Below are 23,967 nucleotides of genomic sequence, written 5' to 3'. Positions count from 1 at the left end.
ACATGACCTCGGCGGCAATTCCAGCGGTGGCACTCAACGACGAGAACAGCATCCCGTCGCTCGGGATCGGGGTCGGCGAGCTCTCCGACGACGAAACCGAACGCGCAGTCTCCACCGCGCTGGAGATCGGCGTCCGGCTCATCGACACCGCATCGGCCTACGGCAACGAAGCGGCGGTGGGACGCGCCATCGCCGCGTCCGGCATCCCGCGCGCCGAGATCTTCGTCACGACGAAGCTCGCGCACGCCGACCAGGGCTTCCGGGCGGCGCAGGACGCGTGCCGGGCCAGCCTCGACCGGCTCGGAACCGACTACGTCGACGCATACCTCATCCACTGGCCGGGCACCGATCCCGGTGTCTACCTGCACAGCTGGGGCGGGATGCTGAAGATCCGCGAGGACGGTCTCGCCAAGTCGATCGGTGTCTGCAACTTCTCCGCCGAGGATCTGTCCAACCTGATCGACCTGTCCTACGTCGCGCCGGCGATCAACCAGATCGAGCTACACCCCCTGCTCAACCAGGCGTCGTTGCGCGCGGCCAACGCCGAGCACGACATCGTGACCGAGGCCTACGGACCGCTTGGCGTCGGGCGCTTGCTCGACAACCCGACGGTGACGTCGATCGCCGGTGAGTACGGCAAGACCCCGGCCCAGGTGCTGATCCGGTGGAGCCTGCAACTCGGCAACGTCGTGATCCCCCGCTCGGCCACCCCGCAGCGCATCGTCGACAACGCCGACGTCTTCGAGTTCGAACTCGCCAACGAGCACATGGACGCGCTCAACGCTCTCGACGAGGGCACCCGCTTCCGCGACGACCCGGCCACCTACAACGGGTAGACCCCACTAGCCAAGCGGACAGGTGCTCGCGGCGTCGCGCAGCACCACCGCCGAACGGTCGTCGACCGGCAGGGCGTAACCGCGCAGCACCGCGGCGAACTGCACCGAGTACTGACACCAGAACGCGTGATTGGGCGGCATCCAGTCGGCCGGCTCGGAGTCACCCTTGTCCTGATTCGCCTTGCCCTGCACCGCAAGGAGATTCGCGGGGTCGTTGGCGAATCTGCGGCGCATGTCGTCGGTCCAGTTCCTGGCGCCGAGATCCCAGGCCAGGGCCAGCGGCACGATGTGGTCGATCTGGACGGCGGCGCCCACCTGGTTTCCGCGGGTGAACGGGATGGTCTCGTTGGTGTACGGGTCGTACAACGTGCCGGTGGCGACGGCGGTGGGGCACCGCGAGATGGCCGTGAAGGTCTTGTCGACCAGGTCGCGGTCGAGGATGTCGTTGCGGGTGTCGCAGCCGTTGTGGCCGCCGGGTGCCGACGTGTCGTCGGTCCAGGCCTCGCCGAAAGCCGCTCGGCGGTAGTCGTTTCCGTGCACCCGAGCCGGTATCGACGGAATTCCGGCCAGGACGTCCACCCCGGCGGCCATCACGGGGACGTCTGCGCCCGCGACGAAGCGCTCCGCGCGGCCGGCGGCGGTGGTGACCTGGATGGCCACCAGGATGGCCACGGCTACCCCTGCGATCAGCCAGGCGGGTGACTTCACGCCTTGTCCAGGTATTCGACGCGCTCGGTCTCGGCGAACGGCGCTGCCAGCGTCGCGATTCCGGGGTTGTCGGCGAGCGTGGGGTCGACGTCGTAGATCTCCTCGACGAACGCCCTGGCCGCCTCGATGACCTCGCGGTGCTCGGCCAGCGAGAGCATCTTCAGCGTGATGGGCCTTCCCGATTGGCTCAACCCCAGCACGTCGCCTTCGCGCCGCTCTTCGAGGTCCAGGTCGGCGAGGACGAAGCCGTCCTGAGTGGAGGCGACGGCCTTCAGCCGTCCGCCCGCCTTGGAATCCTCACGCATGTTGGACGCCAGCAGACACAGGCTGGGGTGTGTACCGCGCCCGATGCGACCCCGCAGCTGATGCAGCTGGCTGATCCCGAACCGATCGGCGTCCATGACGACCATCACCGTGGCGTTGGGCACGTCGACGCCGACCTCGATCACCGTCGTGCACACCAGCACGTCGACCTCGCCGGCGCGGAACGCCGTCATCACGGCGTCCTTCTCCTCGGCGGGCAGCCTGCCGTGCATCAGACCGAGCCGCAGGCCCCGCAGCGGCCCGGCGCTCAACGTCTCGAACAGCTCGACCACCGAGGTGGTCGGGGGCCCGTCCTGGTTGGCCGTCGCGCCCTTCTTACCGGATCCCTTTGCCGTGCCGTCGTTCTCGTCGATGCGGGAGGCGACGACGTAGGCTTGGCGGCCCGCGTCGACCTCCTCGACGATGCGCTGCCAGGCCCGTTGCAGCCAGGCCGGCTGCTGCCCGACGAAGATGGTGTTGGTGACGATCGGCTGCCTGCCCCGTGGCAGCTCACGCAGCACCGAGGTCTCCAGGTCGCCGTACACCGTGAGCGCAACCGTCCGCGGTATGGGCGTCGCCGTCATCACCAGCAGGTGTGGCGTGATGCCCTCGACGGCCTTGGCGCGCAAGCGGTCGCGCTGCTCGACCCCGAACCGGTGCTGCTCGTCGACGACCACCATGCCGAGGTTGCGAAAGTCGACGGCGTCCTGCAGCAGCGCGTGGGTACCGATGACGATGCCCGCCTCACCGCTGGCGACCTCGTCGCGCACGAGACGTTTGTGCGAGGCGGTCATCGACCCGGTCAGCAGCGCCACCCGGGTGGCACCCTCCTGACCGCCGAGCTCACCAGCCGACGCCAACGGCCCGAGGACGTCGCGAATGGATCGGAAGTGTTGCACGGCAAGCACTTCGGTAGGAGCCAGCAACGCGCACTGGTACCCGGCGTCGACCATCTGCGCCATCGCCAGCACGGAGACGATCGTCTTGCCCGAGCCCACCTCGCCCTGCAGCATGCGGTGCATCGGCTTGTCGCCGGCGAGTTCGGCCCTCAGCACCTCGTGGACCTCGCGTTGCCCCTCGGTGAGGTCGAACGGCAACTGCTCGCCCAGTGCGGTCGCCAGTCCCCCCGCCCGCGGTGGCGCCGACGGTCCCGTCGAGCTCAGCTCGCCGTGGCGCCGTTCGACCAGCGCCCACTGCAGCCCGACGGCCTCGTCGAACGCCAGCCGCAGCCGAGCGCGTTCGCGCTCCTGCTCGCGCTCGGCGAGGTGGATGTCACGCAGCGCCTCGTCCTCGGTGGGCAGATCCCAGTGGTAGCGAAGGGGTTCGGGCAGCGGGTCGTCGAAGGGGTCCAGCACGTCGAGCACCTGGCGCACGCACGCGTAGAGGTCCCAGCTCTGCACCTTGGCCGTCGCCGGGTAGATGGGAAAGAAGTCGCGGTCGAAGGCCGACAGCAGCACCTCCCCGTCGGCGGCGCGCGAGGTCTCGGCGATCGTGGCGAGTGACTTGGTACCCCGGCCCTTACCGGCGCCCTCCAGCACCAGGAACGCCGGGTGCGTCAACTGCATCGTGCCGTTGAAGTAGCCGACCTCACCCGAGAGCATCAGCCGGGTGCCCTCCGTCAGGATGTGCTTGCTGAACTTGGCGTTGAAGAAGGTGGCCGTGACCCTCGGTTTGCTGTTGGCCAGGGTGACGACCAGGAATTGGCGCTGGGGCTGACCTCGGGTCCAGCGGAGGTCGGCCTTGGCGATCACGTCGACGAAGGTGACGTGGTCACCCTCCCGGGGCGGCTCCCAGCCCTCCTCGAGTACCGAGATGCCGTGGCTGTAGCTGCGTGGGTAGTGGCGCAAGAGGTCGTCGACCGTGCGCAGACCAAGGTGTTCCTCCAACGGCTTGGCGGACTTGGCGCCGATGACCCGGTCCAGCCGGTCGGTGAGCTTGACCGTCACCTCTACTCCACTCCGATCAGCAAGGCGTCACCTCGGTGGCCCGTGTGATAGGTCACCAGCTCGGCACCGAGGTGGTGCCGGTGCACGTGCTCGCGTAACGCCGCACCCACCTCGGGGTCGACCCCGTCGCCGGTCAACACGGTGACGAGTTCGCCGCCGGCACCCAGCAGCAGGTCGATCAGACCGGCGCCCGCGGCGGTGACGTCCCGCGCGACGATGAGCACCTCGTCACCGGAGATCGCGAGCCCGTCACCGGGCCGGCACGAACCTGCCCAGGTCAGCGCCTTCTCCTCTGCCACGCGAACCGACCCGTGCCGGGCGCCGGCCGCAGCCCGGGCCATCGTGTAGCCGTCGTCGACTGCTTGGCGCGTCACGTCGTGGACGGCCAGCGCGGCCAACCCCTGCACCATCGAGCCCGCCGGCACCGGCACCACGTCGATGCCCCACCCGATCGCGGCCGTACACCCGGCCACCAGCTCCTCGGCCGCGACGTAACCGTTGGGCAGCACCAAAATCTGCGCGGCACCCGCGTCGACGAGGGCGCGCAGCAGGTGATTGGCGCTGATCGCGGCGTCGGCGTCCTGCCGAAGGACGTGTGCGCCCTCGCCCTCGAACAGGCTGGCGGCGCCGTCGCCGTCGACGACGGCCAGGACGGCCCGGTCGCGCGTCCAGCCACCCGAGGGCCGGCCACCGCCGCCCGTCAGTGCGGTGATCTGGATGCGGCTCGGACCACCGGCGCCCAGCCCGGCCTCCACCGCGGCGCCCGCGTCGTCGGTGTGCACGTGCACCGAGTAGCGCCCGTCGGTTCCCGACGCGGCGATCGTCACCGAGTCGCCCAGCTGTTCCAGGCGCGTCCGCAGTGCCTCCAGGCCGGCGTGGTCGCACCCGTCGAGGACGTACATCACCTCGAACCGGGGCGGCGCCCCGGCGGCCGCCTCGACCGGGGACGGGTCCAGTCCGGCGCGTTCGTACGTCGAGCGGTGTGGGGCGTGCCCGGTGAGGGTGGCGGTGAGGGCGTCGAGCAGGACCAGCAGACCCCGGCCCCCGGCGTCCACCACGCCCGCCTCGGCGAGCACGTCGAGTTGCTCGGTGGTCTTCTCCAGGGCGACGACCGCGGCGTCGGCCGCCGTTGCGACGACCTCGGCGACGTCGGCGCCGTCGTCTGCAGAGCCTTCGGCAGCTCCCGCCGCGGCCGCCAGTACCGAGACGATGGTGCCCGGGACCGACTCGCCCACCGACGCCTCGGCCAACACGACCGCATGCCGCAACGACGACGCGAGCAGCGGGCCGTCGAGGTCGGCGAGCACGCCCTCGCGCTGCTCGGCGGCGCCGCCCGCGACGTCGGCGAGGCCGCGCAGGATCTGAGACAGGATCACCCCCGAGTTGCCGCGGGCACCTTGGAGCGCACCCTCGGCGAGGGCGGCGGCCACCTGGGCGACGTCGGTGGTCTGCAGGGATTCGGCGCGGGCGCCTGCCGCCCGCATGGTGAACAGCATGTTCGTTCCGGTGTCGGCATCGGCGACGGGAAACACGTTGAGCCGGTTGATCTCGTCGGTCCGGCCGATGAGGTGGTCGACGGCGGTGTGCGCCCATTCGCTCAACGCGGAGGCGTCGAGACGGCGTGCGGACATGCCCCACCGCCTCTCCCTCGACCCAACGCGGCCACGTGCGCGTCAGCCTAGCCACTCTGCCCGACACCGCCCCGGTGCCGCCGCATTCATCCACGAGCTGCCGCGCCGGTGGACATCGTTTTGGCGATCGCCGGGGCGGCCGGTATCCTGGTCAGGTTGTTGGGTCACCCGCGTTGCGGTCGTTGGCCCCCAGTACCGATCAAGGAGTTTCACATGGCTGCGGTTTGCGATGTCTGCGGAAAGGGCCCCGGCTTCGGCAAGTCGGTGTCGCACTCCCACCGTCGGACGAACCGCCGGTGGGACCCGAACATTCAGACGGTGCACGCCGTCTCCCGCCCCGGTGGCAACAAGAAGCGCATCAACGCCTGCACCTCGTGCATCAAGGCCGGCAAGGTCACGCGCGGCTGATCGCCGGCGCCCGCCCTTACGGCAGGCGCCAGTCGACGGGTTCCCCACCCAGCTCGACGAGTAGCTCGTTGGCCCGGCTGAACGGCCGCGAGCCGAAGAACCCACGCGACGCCGACAACGGCGACGGATGCACCGATTCGATGGTGGCGCAGTGCGCACCCGTCAGCATCGGCTTCAGTGTCTGCGCGTCGCGACCCCACAGCACTGCCACCAGTGGTGTCGGCCTGTCCACCAAGGCCCGGATGGCGCAGTCGGTGACGGCCTCCCACCCCTTGCCGCGATGCGAGGCCGGGCTGCCGGACCGCACCGTCAGCACCCTGTTGAGCATCATCACGCCCTGGTCGGCCCATGGCGTCAGGTCACCGCAGGTGGGTGCGGCATGGCCCAGATCGGTGACGTACTCCTTGAAGACGTTGTCCAGGCTGCGCGGCAGCGGACGGACGTCGGGGGCCACCGAGAAGCTCAGGCCGACGGCATGACCGGGCGTCGGGTACGGATCCTGCCCGACGATGAGCACCCGCACCTTCTCGAGCGGAAAGGTGAAGGCGCGCAACACGTTCTCCCCCGCAGGCAGGTAGCGCTGACCCGCGGCGATCTCGGAGCGCAGGAATTCGCCCATCCGGGCGACGTGGTCCTCGACCGGGGCAAGGGCGGTGGCCCAACCCGGGTCGACGAGTTCGGAGAGGGGGCGCGCAGTCACGAGAGGTCAACCTAGCGGCCGGTGACCTCAGAACGACCGCCAGCCCCCCGGCCCGGTCCACGACGCCCCGTCGACCAGCACCCGCGCCGGGCCCTCGAGCACCACGCCGACGGCACGCCACCCCGCGGGCACCTCACCGGGGAACGTGGCGACCAGCGCGTGGTCCTCACCGCCGCCGAGCACGAGACCCCACGGGTCTGCCCCGACCGCGGTCGCCGCCGCCGCGACGGCGTCGTGGTCGGCGGTCAGCGACTCGCGCGACAGGTCCACCCCCACGGCCGAGGCGTCGGCGACGTGGCGCAGATCGGCGAGCAACCCGTCGGACACGTCGGTCATCGCCGTGGCGCCGGCGTCGGCGGCCACTCGCCCCTGCCCATAGGGCACGGTCGGCACGAGGTGATCACTACGCAGGTCGGCGAAACCGCGAACGTCGTTGCACCACAGCTCGTATCCCGCCGCCGACCGCCCAAGGGCGCCGACGACGGCCACCGTGTCGCCCGGCCGCGCACCACCGATCGGCACGGCGGACCGGCCGGCCAGATCGCCGAGCACGGTCACCGAGACCACCCACAGCGGCGCGGCGACCAGGTCTCCCCCGACGATGCTCGCCCCCACCGTCGCCGCCTCGGCCCACATGCCGTCGGAGAGCTCCTGCGCGGCGGCACCGGGGGTCGCCGCAGGCGCCCCGAACGCGACGACGAACGACGTCGCCGCAGCGCCCATCGCCTCGACGTCCGCTGCGTTCTGGGCGATCGCCTTGCGGCCGACGTCGTACGGCGTGGACCAGTCGAGGCGAAAGTGCCTGCCCTCGACCAACATGTCGGTGGACAGCACCACCCGTCCGTCGGGCGCCGTGACCACTGCGGCGTCGTCACCGGGCCCGACCAGCACGCCAGACGGATGCGTACGACCGGCCACGAGCCGATCGATCACCGTGAACTCGCCAAGGTCTCCCAGCGTCTCGGCTCGCTCGTCGTCTGACATGTCACCCCTTGGTTGCGAGTCCTGAACACCGGCGCGACCTGCGGTAGGTTTGGGTCCCTGCGGCGTGGAGTCTATGCAGCCCGAACGGAGGACGGCGCGAGTGGTCGAGGCATTCATGCTGATTCAGACCGAGGTCGGTCGTGCCGAAGTGGTCGCCAAGCAACTGGGCGCGCTGCCGGGGGTGTCGTCGGCGGAGTACGTCACCGGTCCCTACGACGTCGTGGTGCGCGTGGCGGCCCAGACCGCCTCGGAGCTGCAGACGGTCGTCGTCCCCAGCGTTCAGGCCGTGACCGGTATCACCCGAACCCTGACGTGTCCCGTCGCCGGGGCGGTGCACTCCTAGAGTGCAGGGGTGACCGAGTCCGTTTCCCCAGCAGCCCCCGAGGCCGTCTCCGACGGACCGCCCCGTCGAGTCATGGTCGCGGCGATCGGTGTCGCGGTCGTCGCGGTCGTCGCGGTCGTCGCCCTGCTGGCGGTGGCGGCCACGCGGGAGAAGACCCCGCCACCCGCGCCGGTGGCCATCGCCGCCGCACCGGCACCCCAGGCAGGCAGCGACGGCTGTAAGGCGCTGATGGCCAACCTGCCCGACGATCTCGACGACTATCACCGCGCCGAGGCGATGGCGCCCGTGCCGTTGAGCACCGCCGCATGGCAGGCCGAGCCGGGCGGCGACCTGGTGGTGCTGCGATGTGGAATCGACCGGCCCGACGACTTCTCCGCCAGTGCACCCCTGCAAGCCGTGGACGACGTGCTGTGGTTCCGGATTCCCGGGGAGGGCAGGACCACCTGGGTCGCCGTCGACCGGCCGGTGTACGTCGCGTTGACGCTGCCGGAGGGCTCCGGGGCGACGCCCATCCAGCTGCTGTCGCGGGCGGTGTCCAAGGCGCTGCCCGCGGTCACACCCGATCCGGGGCCGGTGCGTTAGCGCAGCCCCGTGCCCCTGGCGACCGCGGTGTCGACCATGGCGGCCAGCAGCGTCGGATAGTCCACGCCGCTGGCGGCCCACATGCGCGGGTACATGGAGATCGTGGTGAAACCCGGCATGGTGTTGATCTCGTTGATCACCGGGCCGTCGTCGGTGAGGAAGAAGTCGACGCGGGCCAGGCCCTGACAGTCGATTGCTCGGAACGCCTTGATCGCCAATTGCCGTATCTCGTCGGCGATCTCGTCGTCGACCTTGGCGGGCACGTCGAGCTCCGCGGCGTCCTCGAGGTACTTGGTGGCGAAGTCGTAGAACGCGTCCTCGCGGCCGCGGACGCCGGCCACCCGGATCTCCCCGACCGTGCTGGCCTCGACGTGACCGTCGGGGAACTCCAGCACGCCGCACTCCAGTTCGCGTCCGGGTACCGCGGCCTCGACGATCACCTTGGGATCGTGGCGGCGGGCGTGGGCGATGGCCGCGGGGAGCTCGTCCCAGGCGGTGACCCGGCTGACGCCGATCGACGATCCGCCGCGGGCGGGCTTGACGAAGACGGGCAACCCGAGACGCTCGCGGTCCTCGAGTTCGAGGGTGTCGTCGTGTGCGCGCAGGACCACCTGGTCGCCGATGGGCAGCCCCTCGGCGGCGAGCAGCTTCTTGGTGAACTCCTTGTCCATGCCCGCTGCGCTGGCCAGCACCCCGGCGCCGACGTAGGGCACCCCCGCGAGTTCGAGAAGGCCCTGGATGGTGCCGTCCTCGCCGTACGGTCCGTGCAACACCGGGAAGACGACGTCGACCGAGGCCAGGACGTCCCCGGGCGCGTGGCCCAGGGACAGCAGCTCGCCGCGGCGCCCAGGATCGGCGGCGAGGGCGAGCGCCGTGCCCGCCGCACTGGTGACCTCCGGGAGTCGGCCGTCAGTGATGGCCAGTGACTCGTGCCCACCGTCGGTCAGCACCCAGGAACCCTCTGGGGTGATGCCGACGGCGACGACGTCGAAGCGCTCCGGGTCGAGGTTGCGCAGGATGCTGCCGGCCGAAACGCACGAGATGGCGTGCTCGGAGCTTCGTCCGCCGTAGACGACGGCGACGCGGACGCGGGGGCTCGAGCTGTCGGTCACAACCTAGAGAGGCTACCGCTAGGCCAGTGCCGCGGTGAGGTCGGCGATCACATCATCGGTGTCCTCGATGCCCAAGGACAGCCGCGCGAAGCCGTCGGGGACCGGGTCGCCCCAGCGCGCGCGACGGTCCAGGCAGGAGTGCAGACCTCCGAAACTGGTGGCGGCGACCAGTAGGTCGCTGCGCTCGACCAGGCGGTGCACGGCGGCGGCGTCGGCCAACTCGAACGAGACGAGCCCACCGAAGCGCCGCATTTGGCGGCAGGCCACGGCATGGGCCGGGTCGTCGGGCAGCCCCGGGTAGCGCACCGACCGGACCGCGGGGTGGTCGCGCAGCATCAGGGCCGTCGCCATGGCGTTGTGGCATTGCCGCTCGAAGCGCAGCCCCGCGCTGCCGAGGCTGCGCAGTGCCAGCCACGCCTCGAACGGGCCGAGGATCGCTCCGGACAGCAGCCGTTCGCGAGCGACGGCCGCCATCACGTCGGCGTGGCTACTCGCGACGTATCCGGCGAGCAGGTCGCTGTGCCCCGACAACGCCTTGGTGGCACTGGCCACCACCAGGTCGGCGCCGAGCGAGAGGGGTTGCTGCCCAAGCGGTGTCGGTGCGGTGTTGTCGACGACGAGGGTGGCGCCGCGGGCGCGGCAGGTGAGCGCCAGTGCGTGCAGGTCGACGACGTCGAGGGTCGGGTTGACCGGGGTCTCCGCCATCACGACGTCGGCGGTCTCGGCGGCCGCGCACATGTCCGCCGCCCGCACCTCGTGGACGGTCACGCCGCGGGGGGCGAGGTATTCGGCGGCGAAGAGGCGCACCTGGTAGTACCCGTCTGCGGGGACCACCAGGGTCGTGCCGGGTGTGGCCAGCACCCGCAGCACCGAGGTGATGGCGGCCATCCCGGAGCCAAAGGTCAGTGCCGAGGTGGCGCCCTCGAGATCGGCCAGCGCCGACTCGAGCTGGCGCCAAGTGGGATTGGAGCTGCGGCCGTAGGTGTCACCGGGCTCGGACTCGTCGGCCGAGAGGTGATAGGCCGAGGCCGGCACCGGCGGCGAGGACACCGGTTGACCCGGAATGTGTTCGGAGGCAGCGGCTTTGACGCTGCGAGTGGAGTCTCCGTACTGACCGTCCATGGCATTCACTCCGGCTTCGTGCTGCGGCCCAGTAGCAGCGCGACCGCGTCGTCGACCGACAGACCTCGGTGGCACACCCGGTTCACCGCGTCGGTGAGGGGCATCTCGACGTCGTAACTCGCGGCCAGCGCGAGCACCGACTGACAGGACGTGACGCCCTCCGCCACGTGTCCGCCCGCGTCGTGGAGCGCGGATTCTATCGTTCCACCCCGTCCCAGGCGGGTCCCGAATGCCCGGTTGCGCGATTGGGGTGAGGTGCAGGTGGCGACGAGGTCGCCGACGCCGGCGAGCCCGGCGAGCGTGGTGCCCTTGGCGCCCAGGGCAAGTCCCAGTCGCATGATCTCGGCGAGGCCGCGGGTGATGATCGCCGCCGCGGTGTTCTCCCCGAGGCCGACGCCGGCGGCCATCCCGCAGGCCAGGGCGATGACGTTCTTGCACGCGCCGCCGACCTCGGCGCCGACGACGTCGGAGTTGGTGTAGGGCCGGAAGTATCCGGTGGAGAAGGCGCGTTGCAGCGTCACCGCCCGGCCCGAGTCGGTGCACGCGACGACGGTGGCAGCGGGCTGCTCGTCGAGCACCTCGCTGGCCAGGTTGGGACCGGTGACCACCGCGACGCGCGAGGAGTCGACGCCGGTCACCTGGACGATGACCTGACTCATCCGCAGGAGGGTGTCGAGTTCGATGCCCTTGGCCACGCTCACCAATGTGGTGTCGGCACCGATGTGGTCGCGCCACGGCTCCAAGTTGGCACGCAACGTCTGCGACGGCACCGCAAGCAGCACGGTGCAGGCGCCGTCGAGGGCGGCGGCGGCGTCCCCGGTGGCGCGGATCGACTCGGGAAGTGCGACCTCGCCGCCGTAGCGCGTGTTGCGGTGGGTGTCGTTGATCTCGTCGGCCACCTCGGGGCGTCGCGACCACAGGGTGACGTCGTTGCCAGCGTCGGCGAGGACCTTGGCCAGAGCCGTTCCCCACGCCCCCGCGCCCATCACCGCTGCCCTGACCACGGGAACAAATCTAGCCTGACGCGTGCTGATGGCAGGATGACGGGCATGACCGGGGCGAGCGCAGCGACGGGTGGTGTGACCGGGGCGAGCGCAGAGGATCGGCACGTTGGGCTGATCGTCGCGGTGAAGCGGTTGAGCGCGGCCAAGACACGCCTCGCCTCGGCGTTCTCCCCCGAAGACCGCGAAGGCGTCGTGCTGGCCATGCTGCTGGACACCATCACCGCCGCGTCGTCGGTGGTGGCGGTACGCACCATCACCGTCGTGACACCCGACCCCGTCGCCGCCGAGGCCGCCCGCGAGCTCGGCGCCAGGGTCGTCGACGATCCGACACCGGCGGGACATCCCGACCCGCTGAACAACGCGATCGCGGTCGCCGAAGCCGTGATCCGTGCGGAGACCCCGAATGTGGGCGTCCTGCAGGGCGATCTGCCGGCGCTGCAAGCCCGCGAGCTGGCCGAGGCCATCGCCAGGGCTCGTCACCACCCGCGCAGTTTCGTCAGCGACCGGCACGGCACGGGCACCTCGGCGCTCTTCGCGTTCGGCGTTCCGCTCGAACCGGTGTTCGGATCGGATTCAGCACGGCGACACCGCGATTCGGGTGCGCACCAATTGACCGGTGGCTGGCCAGGACTGCGCTGCGACATCGACACCCCCGACGACCTCGCGACGGCGCTGGGTCTTGGCGTGGGGGCCGTCACGAAGAACACGGTCGGCGGCACCTAGCCCCTGCGACCCGACATGGTGGATGATCGTCGATGTGACCGAAGCCGAGACACGACCTTCCACCACGGATTGGGTATCGGACGGTAGTACGCCCGACGCGCCGCCTGCCACCACCACGGGGGTTGCCGACTCGGCCGAGGCCGAGGCCCTGCCCGACGATCGCTACCTGAACCGCGAATTGAGCTGGCTGGACTTCAATTCCCGGGTGCTGGCGTTGGCGGCCGACCCGTCGCTGGCGCTGTTGGAACGCGCCAAGTTCCTGGCGATCTTCGCCTCCAATCTCGACGAGTTCTACATGGTCCGCGTCGCCGGCCTGAAACGCCGCGACGAGATGGGCCTGTCGGTTCGCTCGGCCGACGGCCTTTCGCCGCGTGAGCAGTTGCGGCGCATCAGCGAGCGCACCCAGCAGTTGGCCAGAAGGCACGCCCAGGTGTTCATGGAGTCGGTGCGGCCCGCTTTGGCCGACGAGGGCATCATCGTGGTGACGTGGGCCCAGCTCGACGACGACGAGCGCGCGCGGCTGTCGGTGTACTTCCACGAGCAGGTGTTCCCGGTCCTCACGCCGCTGGCCGTCGACCCCGCCCACCCGTTCCCCTTCGTCAGCGGCTTGAGCTTGAACCTGGCGATCACGGTGCGCCAGCCCGAGGACGGCACACAGCACTTCGCGCGAATCAAGGTTCCCGACAACGTCGACCGCTTCGTCGAACTCGGTCCGCGCGAAGGGGGTGCGGCCATCAGATTCCTCCCCATGGAGGAATTGATCTCGGCGTTCCTCTCGGTGCTGTTTCCGGGCTTGGAGATCGTGGAGCACCACGCCTTCCGCATCACCCGCAACGCGGACTTCGAAGTGGAGGAAGACCGCGACGAGGACCTGTTGCAAGCCCTGGAGCGGGAACTCGCGCGTCGCCGCTTCGGATCTCCGGTGCGACTGGAAGTCGCCGACGACATGACCGAGAACATGCTCGAACTGCTTCTGCGTGAACTCGACGTCCACCCGGGCGACGTCATCGAGGTGCCCGGTCTGCTCGATCTGTCGTCGCTGTGGCAGATCTACGGAGTCGACCGTCCCGCGTTGAAGGATCCGCCGTTCGTGCCCGCGACGCCGCCGGCGTTCGGCGAACGCGAAACACCCAAGAGCATCTTCGCGACGTTGCGCGACGGGGACGTGCTGGTGCATCACCCGTATGACTCGTTCTCCACGACGGTGCAACGTTTCATCGAGCAGGCCGCCGCGGATCCGAACGTGCTGGCCATCAAGCAGACGCTGTACCGCACATCCGGTGACTCGCCCATCGTGAGCGCGCTGATCGACGCCGCCGAGGCCGGCAAGCAGGTCGTGGCACTCGTCGAGATCAAGGCCCGCTTCGACGAGCAGGCCAACATCAAGTGGGCACGCGCCCTCGAGCAGGCCGGCGTGCACGTGGTCTACGGCCTCATCGGTCTCAAGACCCATTGCAAGACATGCCTCGTCGTGCGCCGCGAGGGCTCGACCATTCGGCGCTACTGCCACATCGGCACGGGCAACTACAACCCCAAGACCTCACGTCTCTACGAGGACGTGGGGCTGCTGACCGCCTCTCCCGACATCGGCGCCGACCTGACCGACCTCTTCAATTCCCTTACCGGGTACTCCCGCAAGGTCTCCTACCGCAATCTGCTGGTCGCCCCGTACGGAGTGCGCAGGGGAATCGTCGAGCGCATCGAGCGCGAGATCACGGCCCACCGAGACGGTGGGAACGCACGAATCCGGATGAAGGCCAACGCCCTGGTCGACGAGCAGGTGATCGACGCGCTCTACCGCGCCTCCCAGGCTGGGGTGAAGGTGGAGGTGGTGGTGCGCGGGATCTGCGCGCTGCGCCCGGGAGTGCCCGGCTACTCCGAGAACATCACCGTGCGGTCGATTCTCGGGCGGTTCCTCGAACATTCGCGAATCATTCACTTCCGCGCAATCGACGAGTTCTGGATCGGCAGCGCCGACATGATGCATCGTAATCTGGACCGTCGCGTCGAGGTGATGGCACAGGTGAAGGATCCGCGGTTGGCCGAGCAACTCGACGACGTCTTCGAGTCGGCCATGGACCCCACGACCAGGTGCTGGGAACTAGGGCCCGACGGTCACTGGACCGCGTCGCCGCACGAGGGTCAGACCGTGCGGGACCACCAGGTCTCGCTCATGGAACGCCACCGGCATCCGTGACGCCGGCGGGTGCCGCGGTGGACGTGCACATCGTCACGTTCTCGAATGACCTGCAGGAGTTGAGGTGACGAAGAAGACGCCGTCGTCGACGGCCAAGAGGGTGACGTCAGCCGCCGGCGCGGTGCTGTGGCGGCCCGACGAGGACTCCGGTGACGCCGCACCGCCACTGGTGGCAGTGGTGCACCGGCCGCGGTACGACGACTGGTCGCTGCCCAAGGGCAAGGTGGATCCGGGTGAGACCGAACCGGTGACCGCGGTGCGTGAAGTCCTCGAGGAGACGGGGTACGCCTCGGAATTGGGTCGGCGGTTGGCGGCCGTCAGCTATCCGGTGGACTCGGGCGTCAAACACGTGCGGTATTGGGCTGCACGCGCACTCGGCGGGGAGTTCGCCCCCAACGACGAGGTCGACGAGCTCGTGTGGCTACCCACGGCCGCCGCCCTCAAACGGCTGCAATACCCGCACGATCGGAAGGTGCTGCGCCGCTTCGCCAAGAAGCCCGCCGACACTCGGACGGTGCTCGTCGTGCGGCATGGGACGGCGGGCAGCAAGGCCAGATACAAGGGGGATGACTGCAAGCGTCCGCTGGACAAGCACGGTCGTGCGCAGGCCGAATCCCTGGTGGGCCTACTCCTCGCCTTCGGCGCCACCGAGGTCCACGCCGCGCCAAGGGTGCGGTGTCAGCAGACGGTCGGCCCGCTGGCCGAGGAGCTGGGCGTGCCGATCCAGGACGAGCCCACGCTGACGGAGGAGGCCTATGCCGAGGCCCACGGGCCGGCAAGGCGGCGCCTGCTGGAGATCGCCGCGACCGGCGGCACGCCGGTGATTTGCTCTCAGGGCAAGGTCATTCCGGATCTCATCGCGTGGTGGTGTGACCGGGACGGGGTCCGTCCGGACAAGTCACGCAACCGCAAGGGCAGCACGTGGGTGCTGTCGCTGGCCGACGACACGTTGATCGCAGCCGACCACATCGGCAGCCCCTTGGCCTCCGACGGGTGATACGACGCAGACACGCCGTGGATCTCGATGATCCACGGCGTGCCTGGTGCCGGAACTGACTTCCGGATCTGTTGCTACTTGCGGCCCTTCTTGGCGGGGGCCTTCTTCGCGGGCGCCTTGGTGGCGGTCGTCTTCTTGGCCGGTGCCGCCTTCTTCGCGGGCGCCTTTGCGGCGGTCGTCTTCTTGGCCGGCGCCTTGGTGGCGGCGGTCTTGGCGGGCGCCTTGGTGGCCGTGGTCTTCTTGGCCGGCGTCGCCTTGGTGGCGGTCGTCTTCTTGGCCGGCGCCTTGGTGGCCGTGCTCTTGGTGGCGGCCGTCTTGGCCGGCGCCTTGGTGGCCGTGGTCTTCTTGGCCGGCGCCTTGGTGGCCGTGCTCTTGGTGGCGGCCGTCTTGGCCGGCGCCTTGGTGGCGGTCGTCTTCTTGGCCGGCGCCTTCGTCGCAGCCTTCTTGACTGCCTTCTTGGCGGCGGTCCTCTTGGCGGGTGCGGCGGTGGCACCGCGCTTGACGGCGGGACCTTCCGACGGGAGACGCTGTGCGCCAGACACAACGGCCTTGAACTGAGCCCCGGGACGGAATGCCGGGACGGACGTCGGCTTGACCTTGACGGTCTCGCCGGTGCGCGGGTTGCGCGCAACACGGGCGGCGCGGCGGCGCTGCTCGAACACGCCGAAGCCGGTGATGGTGACGCTGTCGCCCTTGTGGACGGCACGCACGATGGTGTCGACGACGTTCTCCACGGCGGCGGTCGCCTGCCGACGATCGGTGCCCAACTTGTCCGTGAGGACGTCGATGAGCTCTGCCTTGTTCATGCAAAACCTCCGAAGCCAGTGGCCCACCTTGAGCCAACTGAAAGCTACGGTAAACCTTCAGGCCGCTGATTTCCAAGAGCCACGCCCAATTTCAGGAATAGCTGGCGCCAATTTCGGCAATCGGGTTGGCCCACACCACCGGTGGTACGGGGGTCCCAAAATGGGCTTGCTGGGGGTGATTTCAGCCCCGTGCGGGCCCTCGTCAGGCGGAAACCGTGCGCGGCTTCCAGCTCGGCCTGCGTTCCTCGAAGGCCGCGATCTCATCCTGTTTGCGCAGCGTAAGGCCTATATCGTCGAGACCTTCGAGCAGTCGCCAGGCGGTGTAGTCGTCAATCTTGAACGGCACCATGACCGTTCCCGCGTGGATGCTTCGATCCTCCAGATTCACAGTGATTTCCAGACCCGGTTGCTGCTCGATCAACTTCCACAGCAGTTCCACATCGTCTTGGGCGACTTCGGCGGCCAAAAGCCCCGCCTTCCCCGAATTCCCGCGGAAGATGTCGGCGAACCGCGACGAGATCACCACCCGGAACCCGTAGTCCATCAGCGCCCAGACGGCGTGCTCGCGCGACGATCCGGTGCCGAAGTCGGGACCGGCCACCAGAACCGAGCCTCGGTCGAACGGCGGAAGGTTCAAGACGAAGGAGGGGTCGTTGCGCCAGGCGGAGAACAAGCCGTCCTCGAAACCCGTTCGGGTGACCCGCTTCAGATACACCGCCGGGATGATCTGATCGGTGTCGACGTTGGACCGGCGCAACGGGACGCCGATGCCGGTGTGCGTGCGGAAGGCTTCCATGGCTGTCTCCTAGCGATTCTGGGGCAGGTCGGCGGGCGAGGACAGGGTGCCGCGGACGGCCGTCGCCGCCGCCACCGCGGGTGAGACCAAGTGGGTGCGACCGCCCTTGCCTTGGCGCCCCTCGAAGTTTCGGTTCGACGTCGCTGCGCAGCGCTCCCCCGGTGCGAGCTGGTCGGGATTCATGCCCAGGCACATCGAGCAACCGGCCTGGCGCCATTCGGCACCTGCCGCGACGAACACCTCTCCGAGTCCCTCGGATTCGGCCTGAGCGCGGACCTTCATCGACCCCGGCACCACCAGCATCCGCATCCCGTCGGCGATCCTCCTGCCCCGCAGGATGTCTGCCACCACCCGCAGATCCTCGATGCGACCGTTCGTGCACGAGCCGACGAAGACGGTGTCGATCTTGACGTCGCGCATCGCGGTACCCGGCTGAAGGTCCATGTACGCCAACGCCTTCTCGGCCGACTGGCGCTCCCCCTCGTCGAACATCAGTTCTGGGTCCGGGACCGAGGCGCTCAGCGGAACGCCCTGGCCGGGGTTGGTGCCCCACGTCACGAACGGGCTCAGCTCGGCGGCGTCGAGGTAGACCTCGGTGTCGAATTCGGCTCCCTCGTCGGTGCGCAACCGGGTCCACGCCGCCACGGCGGCATCCCACTCCGCACCAGCGGGGGCATGCGGACGGCCCTTCAGGTACGCGAAGGTCGTCTCGTCCGGCGCGACCATGCCGGCGCGGGCACCGGCCTCGATGCTCATGTTGCAGATGGTCATCCGGCCCTCCATCGACAGCGCTTCGATGGCGCTGCCGCGGTATTCGATGACGTAGCCCTGTCCGCCACCGGTGCCGATCTTCGCGATGACGGCCAGGATGACGTCCTTGGCGCTGGTGCCGGCGGGCAGCACCCCGTCGACGTTGACCGCCATGGTCTTGAAGGGGCGCAACGGCAACGTCTGCGTCGCGAGCACGTGTTCGACCTCGGAGGTGCCGATGCCCATCGCCAAGGCGCCGAACGCTCCGTGGGTCGAGGTGTGGCTGTCGCCGCAGACGATCGTCATGCCCGGCTGGGTGAGACCGAGCTGCGGTCCGATGATGTGCACGATGCCCTGCTCGGCGTCGCCCATCGGGTAGAGCCGGACGCCGAATTCGGCACAGTTGCGCCGCAGGGTCTCGACCTGCGTGCGCGAGATGGGATCGGCGATCGGCTTGTCGATGTCCTTGGTGGGCACGTTGTGGTCCTCGGTGGCGATCGTCAGATCGGTACGGCGAACCGGGCGTCCCGCCAACCGAAGTCCGTCGAAGGCCTGCGGGCTGGTGACCTCGTGGATCAGGTGCAGGTCGACGTAGATCAGATCGGGTTCGCGCGCGGCGTCCTGGCCCGCGCCGTGGGCCACGACGTGATCGGCCCACACCTTCTCGGCCATGGTGCGCGGCGCATCTGCGGTTCCAGTCATGACTAGCTCATCCCTTCGGGCGACGAGCAGAGGGCGCTGCCGTCGCACTGGGTCTCGGTACGGGCATCCCATCATCCGGGACGCTAGTATCTCCCTATGGGACACGATAGCGGTATCGGCGTGCTCGACAAAGCGGTGGGCGTCCTGCACGTCGTCGCCGAGTCCCCCTGCGGTCTGGCCGATCTGTGCGAGCGCACGGGTCTGCCGCGTGCCACCGCACACCGGCTGGCTGCAGGTCTGGAAGTTCACCGACTGCTGGCTCGCGACGCCGACGGCAGATGGTGCCTCGGCCCGGCGCTCAACGAACTCGCCGGACGGGTCGACGATCCCCTTCTCGCCGCCAGCGCGGGGGTGCTTCCCAAGCTTCGCGAAATCACCGGCGAGAGCGTGCAACTCTATCGACGGGAGGGCCTGTCCCGGGTCTGCGTGGTCGCCCTCGAGCCGCCGGCCGGGCTGCGCGACACCGTGCCCGTCGGAACCCGGCTGCCGATGACCGCGGGCTCGGGCGCCAAGGTGCTGCTCGCCTACAGCGACCCCGCCACCCAGCAGTCGGTGCTCGCGACGGCAAAGTTCACCGACCGCACCCTGGCCGAGGTGCGCAAGCGGGGGTGGGCACAGAGCGCGGCCGAACGGGAGCCCGGCGTGGCGAGCGTGTCCGCACCGGTGCGTGATGCGCACGGAGTGGTGGTGGCGGCGATCTCGGTGTCCGGGCCCATCGACCGCATGGGCAGGCGGCCCGGCGCCCGGTGGGCGGCCGATCTGCTGGCCGCGGCCGATGCGCTCACCAGGCGGCTGTAGCCGCACCACGACGACGAAAGGCGCCTACCCCGAGAGGTAGGCGCCTTCATTCGTGGTACCCCCGATGGGATTCGAACCCACGCTACCGCCGTGAGAGGGCGGCGTCCTAGGCCGCTAGACGACGGGGGCTAGAACTATTTCCGGTTGGCCAGCATAGCCCAGGGGAACGATGTCGACCTAATCGTTGGACCTGGCGAGCCGCCTATCCGAAATTGGCTGGGGTACCAGGACTCGAACCTAGAATGGCGGTACCAGAAACCGCTGTGTTGCCAATTACACCATACCCCAATCGACGCCATAACCGCAGGTCACGGGCGCCTCGGTGGGACAACACCCGCTGTGGTCTACCAGCGCGTGCAATCACCGACCGACGAGCACACTACCAAAGATTTCGGCGCCGGATTTCACGCCTGGGCCGACGCGTGGTCCCGTCCGCTCCGCAGCCTGGTCAGGCTGCGCTCCCGACCCAGCAGTGCCATCGACTCGAACAGCGGCGGGCTGACCGAGGCACCGGTGACTGCCACCCGAATCGGGCCGAACGCCTTGCGCGGCTTGAGCTGGAGGCCGTCCAGCAGCGCGTCCTTCAGCGCCGCTTCGATTCCCTCGGTGGTCCACTCGGTGACCGCCTCGAGGGCCACGAGGGCGGCGTCCAGCACGGGCACCGCCTCGGCACGCAACTCCTTGGCTGCGGACTTCTCGTCGAGCGCATAGGACGCGTCGTCGAGGAACTTGAGCAGATCCCATGCGTCCCCGAGGACGACGATTCGCGTCTGGACGAGGGCGGCCGCCTCCGCGAAGCCCGCGTCGTCCAAGCCGGTGTCATGACCGTGTGCGACGAAGTAGTCCCGTAGCCGCGCGGTGAAGTCCGCGGTGTCGAGCATGCGGATGTGCTCGGCGTTGATCGCGTCGGCCTTCTTCTGGTCGAAGCGGGCGGGGTTGGAGTTGACGTTCGCGACGTCGAAGGCGGCCACCATCTCGTCGAGGCTGAACAGGTCGTGGTCGTCGGCGATCCCCCAACCCAACAACGCCAGGTAGTTCAACAGCCCCTCCGGGATGAATCCGCGATCGCGATGGAGGAAGAGATTGGACTGCGGATCACGCTTGGACAGCTTCTTGTTGCCGTCACCCAAAACACTTGGCAAGTGCGCGAATTCGGGTACCCGCTCGGCGACGCCGATGCGCACGAGCGCCTGGTAGAGCGCGATCTGGCGCGGGGTCGAGGGCAGGATGTCCTCCCCGCGAAGCACGTGGGTGATCTTCATCATGGCGTCGTCGACGGGGTTGACCAAGGTGTAGAGCGGATCACCGTTGCCGCGGGTGATCGCGAAGTCGGGCACCGTCCCGGCGGCGAACGTGGTGGGCCCGCGGACCAGGTCGACCCAGGTGAGGTCCTCCTCGGGCATCCGCAACCGCAGCACCGGCTTGCGCCCTTCGGCGGTGAACCGGGCGCGGTCGGCGTCGGTCAGAGTGCGGTCGTAGTTGTCGTAGCCGAGCTTGAGATTGCGACCGGCGGCGAGGTGGCGGGCCTCGACCTCCTCGGGCGTCGAATAGGCCTCGTAGACCTCACCGGCGGCAAGCAACCGCGCCACGACGTCGCGGTAGATCTCCCCGCGCTCGGACTGTCGATACGGCGCGTACGGTCCGCCGATCTCCGGCCCCTCGTCCCAATCCAGTCCGAGCCACCGCAACGCGTCGAGGATGGCGGCGTAGCTCTCGGCGCTGTCGCGCGCGGCGTCGGTGTCCTCGATGCGGAACACGAAATCGCCGCCGGTGTGCCGCGCGTAGGCCCAGTTGAACAGCGCCGTGCGGACCAGGCCGACGTGCGGCGTGCCCGTCGGCGACGGGCAGAACCTGACCCTGACGTTACTGGTAACCATCACTTGCCCTTGCGCACAACGGGATTGGTGAGCGTGCCGATACCCTCGACGGTGATGCTGACGGTGTCGCCGTCTTCGATGGGTCCCACGCCCTCCGGCGTCCCGGTGAGGATCAAGTCGCCCGGCAGCAGCGTCATGACGGCCGAGGCCCACTCGATGATGGCGCCGATGTCGTGGATCATCAGCGAGGTGCGACTGTGTTGGCGCACTTCACCGTTGACCTCGGTGCGCAGGTCGAGATCGAAGGGGTTGACGTCGGTGTCGATCCACGGACCGACCGGGCAGAAGGTGTCGTGCCCCTTGGCACGCATCCACTGGCCGTCCTTCTTCTGCTGGTCTCGCGCAGAGACGTCGTTGGCGATGGTGTAGCCGAGGATGTTCTCGGCGGCCTTCGACGCCGGGACGTCCTTGCACGGCCTGCCGATGACGGCGGCCAGCTCACCCTCGTGATGAACCGGATGAGCGTCGGCGGGAAGCTGGATTGGCACGTTGGGCCCGATGATCGACGTGTTGGGCTTGAGGAAGATCACCGGATCCTCCGGCGCCTCGCCACCCATCTCGGCGGCGTGCGCGGCGTAATTCTTGCCCATGCACACCACCTTGCTCGCGAGAATCGGCGCGAGCAGCCGGACGTCGGCCAGCGGCCACGACCGGCCGGTGAACGTGGGAGTGCCGAACGGATGCTCGGCGATTTCGCGAGCCCGTGCCTCGAGGGCACCGTTCGCGACGTCGCCTTCGATGCTCACGAAGGCGACCCCATCTGGACTGGCAATTCGACCGAGGCGCATTGTTCCCACCCTAGGACACCGGCCGCACTCGACGGCATCGTCGCGACCCATCCTTGCCGCCCCTTCCCGCTCGCACATCTGGCCCAGATTTGCTCGTCGAGCCAGATCCATAAATTGTCGTACGCGATATTTCTAGCAAACACGTCACACTTACCGGGCGGTAAGTTGCAGTCTAAATGGATCACCCACGGCCTCGCGATTCGGCGGCAATCGAGTCATCGTTGACAGCATTTGACCACCTTTAGCAGCTAATACTCAAGATCAGCAGCACATCACGAGAAGATCACGTGCGCTCCATTCAGTTTCCAAATTGGTCGGCCCATTTGCCTCCTACTCGTTGATAAGGTCAGCTACTGTCTTGCGCACGGGGGGTCAGTTCAACACCAAGGAGAGAAATGTCAGTGCACGTAGCGGTTCGCTCATACCTGACGGCCGGCGTCGCCACGGTGGGTGCCACCGCCCTCGTGGCCGCGCCGCTCGCGGTGCCGCCTCCACAGATCCACCTGCCCGCGATCCACGCGTCCTCCGCCGTCGTCGACCTCGTGGCGATGGCGAACCCGATCGCCGAATGGGTCACGGTGGTGCAGACGACCTTCGCGAACGTCGCGGCCCTGGGCAGCCAGTTTCAGAACGATCCCGCGCCGATCCTGCAGCAGATCCTCACCAACCAACTGGCCAACGCCGCCACACTGGCGACGGCATTCGAAGGCGCGGCAGGTGGATTCGTCTCTCAGGCCGCCGCGCTGCCTGCGGCCACCCTGCTGGCCGCTCAGCAGCTGGCCGCCGGTCAGTTCAGCGCCGCGGTCGGCACCGTGTTCCAGGCTGGCATCGGGCTCATCCTGGCACCGGCGATCAGTCTCATCAGTGCGACCTCGGTCATCACCGACACCGTCCAGCGCGTCGCGAATGTCGTCGCCGCCATCCCGAACGTGCTGCTGCCCGTTGGCCTTGCCGCGTTGTCGCCCATCGCCGGCGCGGTCTACTCCTTCGGCGATGCCGGCCAGGCCGTCATCGACGCGGCGCGAGCGGGTGACGTGGCAGGTGCGCTCAACGCCCTCGTCAACATTCCTGCCATCGTGACGAACGCCTTCCTCAACGGGTACCCGCCGCAGTCCACCACCGGCGTGTTCAGCCCGCAGGTCGAGGGTGGGTTCGGCTCGGGCTTGATCGCCACCCTGCTCGCCGCTCGCGACACCTTTGCCCAGGCGCTCGGCGCGGCCGCACCACCTACGGCGACGGCGACCGTGGCCGACCTGCCAACCGCGGCCAAGCTCGTCAGCCTGACGGCGGCTCCAACGCAGGAGGCCCAGGTCGGCGAGACGTCGGCCAAGGCCACCGCATCGGCGGCAGCGGCGACCGAGGCAGCCACCGCCGCCAAGACTGCCGAGCCCGCGACGGAACCCGTCACCGCCGAGTCCACCACTGCCGCAACGGAATCGACCACCGTCGCCGCGACCTCCACTCCCCCGGCGGACACCGAGTCGACGACGCCGGCGGCATCCTCGGATGCCGGGTCGACGGGAACCGCCAAGGACGGCCCCTCGTCGAATACCAAGCCCACCGACGAGAGGGACTCCTCGTCGACGGGTTCCGCCGGGTCTGCCGAGGCGTCCTCGACCGGAGGCAGCACCACCGGATCGTCCACCGCCACCAAGCCGGCGTCGACCGCGCCGTCGGCACCATCGGCGGGCGCCAGCAAGACCGCCGAGACGAAGAAGGACACTGCATCGAGCGCGTCGGGCGGTTCGGGTTCGAGCTCGAGCTCGGGCTCGTCCAGCGCGAGCTGACCCGACACCTCACTGGAGATGCCCTCCTCCGCCATCAGCGGAGGGGGGCATCACGCGTTGGGGTCAG

Annotated in this window: 22 protein-coding genes and 2 tRNA genes; 9 read left to right on the top strand and 15 right to left on the bottom strand. The window is 69.0% G+C overall.

What is annotated here, in order from left to right:
• The first annotated feature begins 2 nt into the window (after positions 1–2).
• The gene (locus tag H7K45_RS31100; protein ID WP_264000061.1) at positions 3–836 is read left to right on the top strand and encodes an aldo/keto reductase; all 834 of its coding nucleotides are present in this window, start codon (positions 3–5) and stop codon (positions 834–836) included.
• Between the two features lie 6 nt (positions 837–842).
• On the opposite strand, the gene H7K45_RS31095 is transcribed toward H7K45_RS31100, so the two are convergent.
• Genes H7K45_RS31095 through H7K45_RS31085 form a run of 3 tightly spaced genes read right to left on the bottom strand, consistent with a single transcriptional unit; the run spans position 843 to position 5,424 of the window.
• The gene (locus tag H7K45_RS31095; protein WP_264000060.1) at positions 843–1,544 is read right to left on the bottom strand and encodes an HNH endonuclease family protein; all 702 of its coding nucleotides are present in this window, start codon (positions 1,542–1,544) and stop codon (positions 843–845) included.
• Entirely contained in the window at positions 1,541–3,793 is a 2,253-nt protein-coding gene (recG, locus tag H7K45_RS31090) for an ATP-dependent DNA helicase RecG (protein WP_264000059.1), read from the bottom strand. The genes H7K45_RS31095 and recG overlap by 4 nt, the downstream gene beginning before the upstream one ends.
• A 2-nt stretch (positions 3,794–3,795) precedes the next feature.
• Complete coding sequence (locus tag H7K45_RS31085) at positions 3,796–5,424, bottom strand: DAK2 domain-containing protein (protein WP_264000058.1); 1,629 nt, start codon at positions 5,422–5,424, stop codon at positions 3,796–3,798.
• A gap of 213 nt (positions 5,425–5,637) precedes the next feature.
• On the opposite strand from H7K45_RS31085, the gene rpmB reads away from it, so the two are divergent.
• Complete coding sequence (gene rpmB, locus H7K45_RS31080) at positions 5,638–5,832, top strand: 50S ribosomal protein L28 (RefSeq protein WP_264000057.1); 195 nt, start codon at positions 5,638–5,640, stop codon at positions 5,830–5,832.
• A 16-nt stretch (positions 5,833–5,848) separates the two neighbouring features.
• Here the strand turns inward: rpmB and H7K45_RS31075 are convergent, their stop codons facing one another.
• Entirely contained in the window at positions 5,849–6,532 is a 684-nt protein-coding gene (locus H7K45_RS31075; RefSeq protein ID WP_264000056.1) for a uracil-DNA glycosylase, read from the bottom strand.
• A gap of 27 nt (positions 6,533–6,559) precedes the next feature.
• Positions 6,560–7,516 (bottom strand): thiamine-phosphate kinase, encoded by a 957-nt coding sequence (locus H7K45_RS31070; RefSeq protein ID WP_264000055.1) that lies wholly within the window; start codon positions 7,514–7,516, stop codon positions 6,560–6,562.
• Between the two features lie 100 nt (positions 7,517–7,616).
• Here H7K45_RS31070 and H7K45_RS31065 point away from each other — a divergent pair, with 100 nt between their 5' ends.
• Together H7K45_RS31065 and H7K45_RS31060 are read left to right on the top strand one after the other, a co-directional pair.
• Positions 7,617–7,859: an Lrp/AsnC family transcriptional regulator gene (locus tag H7K45_RS31065; protein WP_264000054.1), complete on the top strand. Its 243-nt coding sequence runs from the start codon at positions 7,617–7,619 to the stop codon at positions 7,857–7,859.
• 9 nt (positions 7,860–7,868) lie between these two features.
• Positions 7,869–8,441, top strand: coding sequence for a DUF3515 domain-containing protein (locus tag H7K45_RS31060; RefSeq protein WP_308206450.1), 573 nt, complete (start codon positions 7,869–7,871; stop codon positions 8,439–8,441).
• On the opposite strand, the gene H7K45_RS31055 is transcribed toward H7K45_RS31060, so the two are convergent.
• The 3 genes from H7K45_RS31055 to H7K45_RS31045 are packed head-to-tail and all read right to left on the bottom strand — an operon-like array spanning position 8,438 to position 11,661.
• Positions 8,438–9,553, bottom strand: coding sequence for a D-alanine--D-alanine ligase family protein (locus tag H7K45_RS31055; protein ID WP_264000053.1), 1,116 nt, complete (start codon positions 9,551–9,553; stop codon positions 8,438–8,440). The two genes, H7K45_RS31060 and H7K45_RS31055, sit on opposite strands and share 4 nt — an antisense overlap.
• A gap of 18 nt (positions 9,554–9,571) precedes the next feature.
• Positions 9,572–10,675: a cystathionine gamma-lyase gene (locus tag H7K45_RS31050; protein ID WP_264000086.1), complete on the bottom strand. Its 1,104-nt coding sequence runs from the start codon at positions 10,673–10,675 to the stop codon at positions 9,572–9,574.
• Positions 10,676–10,680: 5 nt separating this feature from the next.
• On the bottom strand, positions 10,681–11,661 hold the full coding sequence (locus tag H7K45_RS31045) for an NAD(P)H-dependent glycerol-3-phosphate dehydrogenase (protein ID WP_276070803.1): 981 nt from the start codon (positions 11,659–11,661) through the stop codon (positions 10,681–10,683).
• A 54-nt stretch (positions 11,662–11,715) separates the two neighbouring features.
• Between H7K45_RS31045 and cofC the strand changes: the two genes are divergently transcribed.
• From cofC to mutT1, 3 genes are all read left to right on the top strand, one after another.
• Positions 11,716–12,402, top strand: coding sequence for a 2-phospho-L-lactate guanylyltransferase (gene cofC / locus H7K45_RS31040; RefSeq protein WP_372512702.1), 687 nt, complete (start codon positions 11,716–11,718; stop codon positions 12,400–12,402).
• A gap of 22 nt (positions 12,403–12,424) precedes the next feature.
• A complete protein-coding gene (locus tag H7K45_RS31035; protein WP_264000050.1) occupies positions 12,425–14,599 on the top strand; it encodes an RNA degradosome polyphosphate kinase in 2,175 nt (724 codons plus the stop codon).
• 64 nt (positions 14,600–14,663) lie between these two features.
• Positions 14,664–15,596: an 8-oxo-(d)GTP phosphatase MutT1 gene (gene mutT1, locus H7K45_RS31030; RefSeq protein ID WP_264000048.1), complete on the top strand. Its 933-nt coding sequence runs from the start codon at positions 14,664–14,666 to the stop codon at positions 15,594–15,596.
• 74 nt (positions 15,597–15,670) lie between these two features.
• Here the strand turns inward: mutT1 and H7K45_RS31025 are convergent, their stop codons facing one another.
• From H7K45_RS31025 to leuC, 3 genes are all read right to left on the bottom strand, one after another.
• Complete coding sequence (locus tag H7K45_RS31025; RefSeq protein ID WP_264000046.1) at positions 15,671–16,402, bottom strand: HU family DNA-binding protein; 732 nt, start codon at positions 16,400–16,402, stop codon at positions 15,671–15,673.
• A gap of 202 nt (positions 16,403–16,604) precedes the next feature.
• On the bottom strand, positions 16,605–17,198 hold the full coding sequence (gene leuD, locus H7K45_RS31020; protein ID WP_264000045.1) for a 3-isopropylmalate dehydratase small subunit: 594 nt from the start codon (positions 17,196–17,198) through the stop codon (positions 16,605–16,607).
• 9 nt (positions 17,199–17,207) lie between these two features.
• Positions 17,208–18,650, bottom strand: coding sequence for a 3-isopropylmalate dehydratase large subunit (leuC, locus tag H7K45_RS31015; RefSeq protein ID WP_264000044.1), 1,443 nt, complete (start codon positions 18,648–18,650; stop codon positions 17,208–17,210).
• A gap of 96 nt (positions 18,651–18,746) precedes the next feature.
• Between leuC and H7K45_RS31010 the strand changes: the two genes are divergently transcribed.
• Positions 18,747–19,448, top strand: a complete 702-nt coding sequence (locus H7K45_RS31010) for an IclR family transcriptional regulator (RefSeq protein ID WP_264000043.1) — start codon at positions 18,747–18,749, stop codon at positions 19,446–19,448.
• Positions 19,449–19,501: 53 nt separating this feature from the next.
• Here H7K45_RS31010 and H7K45_RS31005 read toward each other — a convergent pair.
• The 4 genes from H7K45_RS31005 to H7K45_RS30990 all read right to left on the bottom strand — a co-directional run bounded on the left by H7K45_RS31005 (position 19,502) and on the right by H7K45_RS30990 (position 22,113).
• Positions 19,502–19,577 (bottom strand) — tRNA-Glu (locus H7K45_RS31005).
• An 84-nt stretch (positions 19,578–19,661) separates the two neighbouring features.
• Positions 19,662–19,736, bottom strand: a tRNA-Gln gene (locus H7K45_RS31000).
• Positions 19,737–19,852: 116 nt separating this feature from the next.
• The gene (gene gltX / locus H7K45_RS30995) at positions 19,853–21,325 is read right to left on the bottom strand and encodes a glutamate--tRNA ligase (RefSeq protein WP_264000042.1); all 1,473 of its coding nucleotides are present in this window, start codon (positions 21,323–21,325) and stop codon (positions 19,853–19,855) included.
• Positions 21,325–22,113: a fumarylacetoacetate hydrolase family protein gene (locus H7K45_RS30990; protein ID WP_264000041.1), complete on the bottom strand. Its 789-nt coding sequence runs from the start codon at positions 22,111–22,113 to the stop codon at positions 21,325–21,327. The genes gltX and H7K45_RS30990 overlap by 1 nt, the downstream gene beginning before the upstream one ends.
• A 395-nt stretch (positions 22,114–22,508) precedes the next feature.
• Here H7K45_RS30990 and H7K45_RS30985 point away from each other — a divergent pair, with 395 nt between their 5' ends.
• On the top strand, positions 22,509–23,900 hold the full coding sequence (locus H7K45_RS30985; protein ID WP_264000039.1) for a hypothetical protein: 1,392 nt from the start codon (positions 22,509–22,511) through the stop codon (positions 23,898–23,900).
• Positions 23,901–23,967: the final 67 nt, after the last annotated feature.

This window comes from Mycobacterium yunnanensis (assembly GCF_025823185.1).
Taxonomy (GTDB): Bacteria; Actinomycetota; Actinomycetes; order Mycobacteriales; family Mycobacteriaceae; genus Mycobacterium; species Mycobacterium yunnanensis.
The sequence above is the reverse complement of the archived record's forward strand: the minus strand, read 5'-3'. Positions and strand labels throughout refer to the sequence as shown.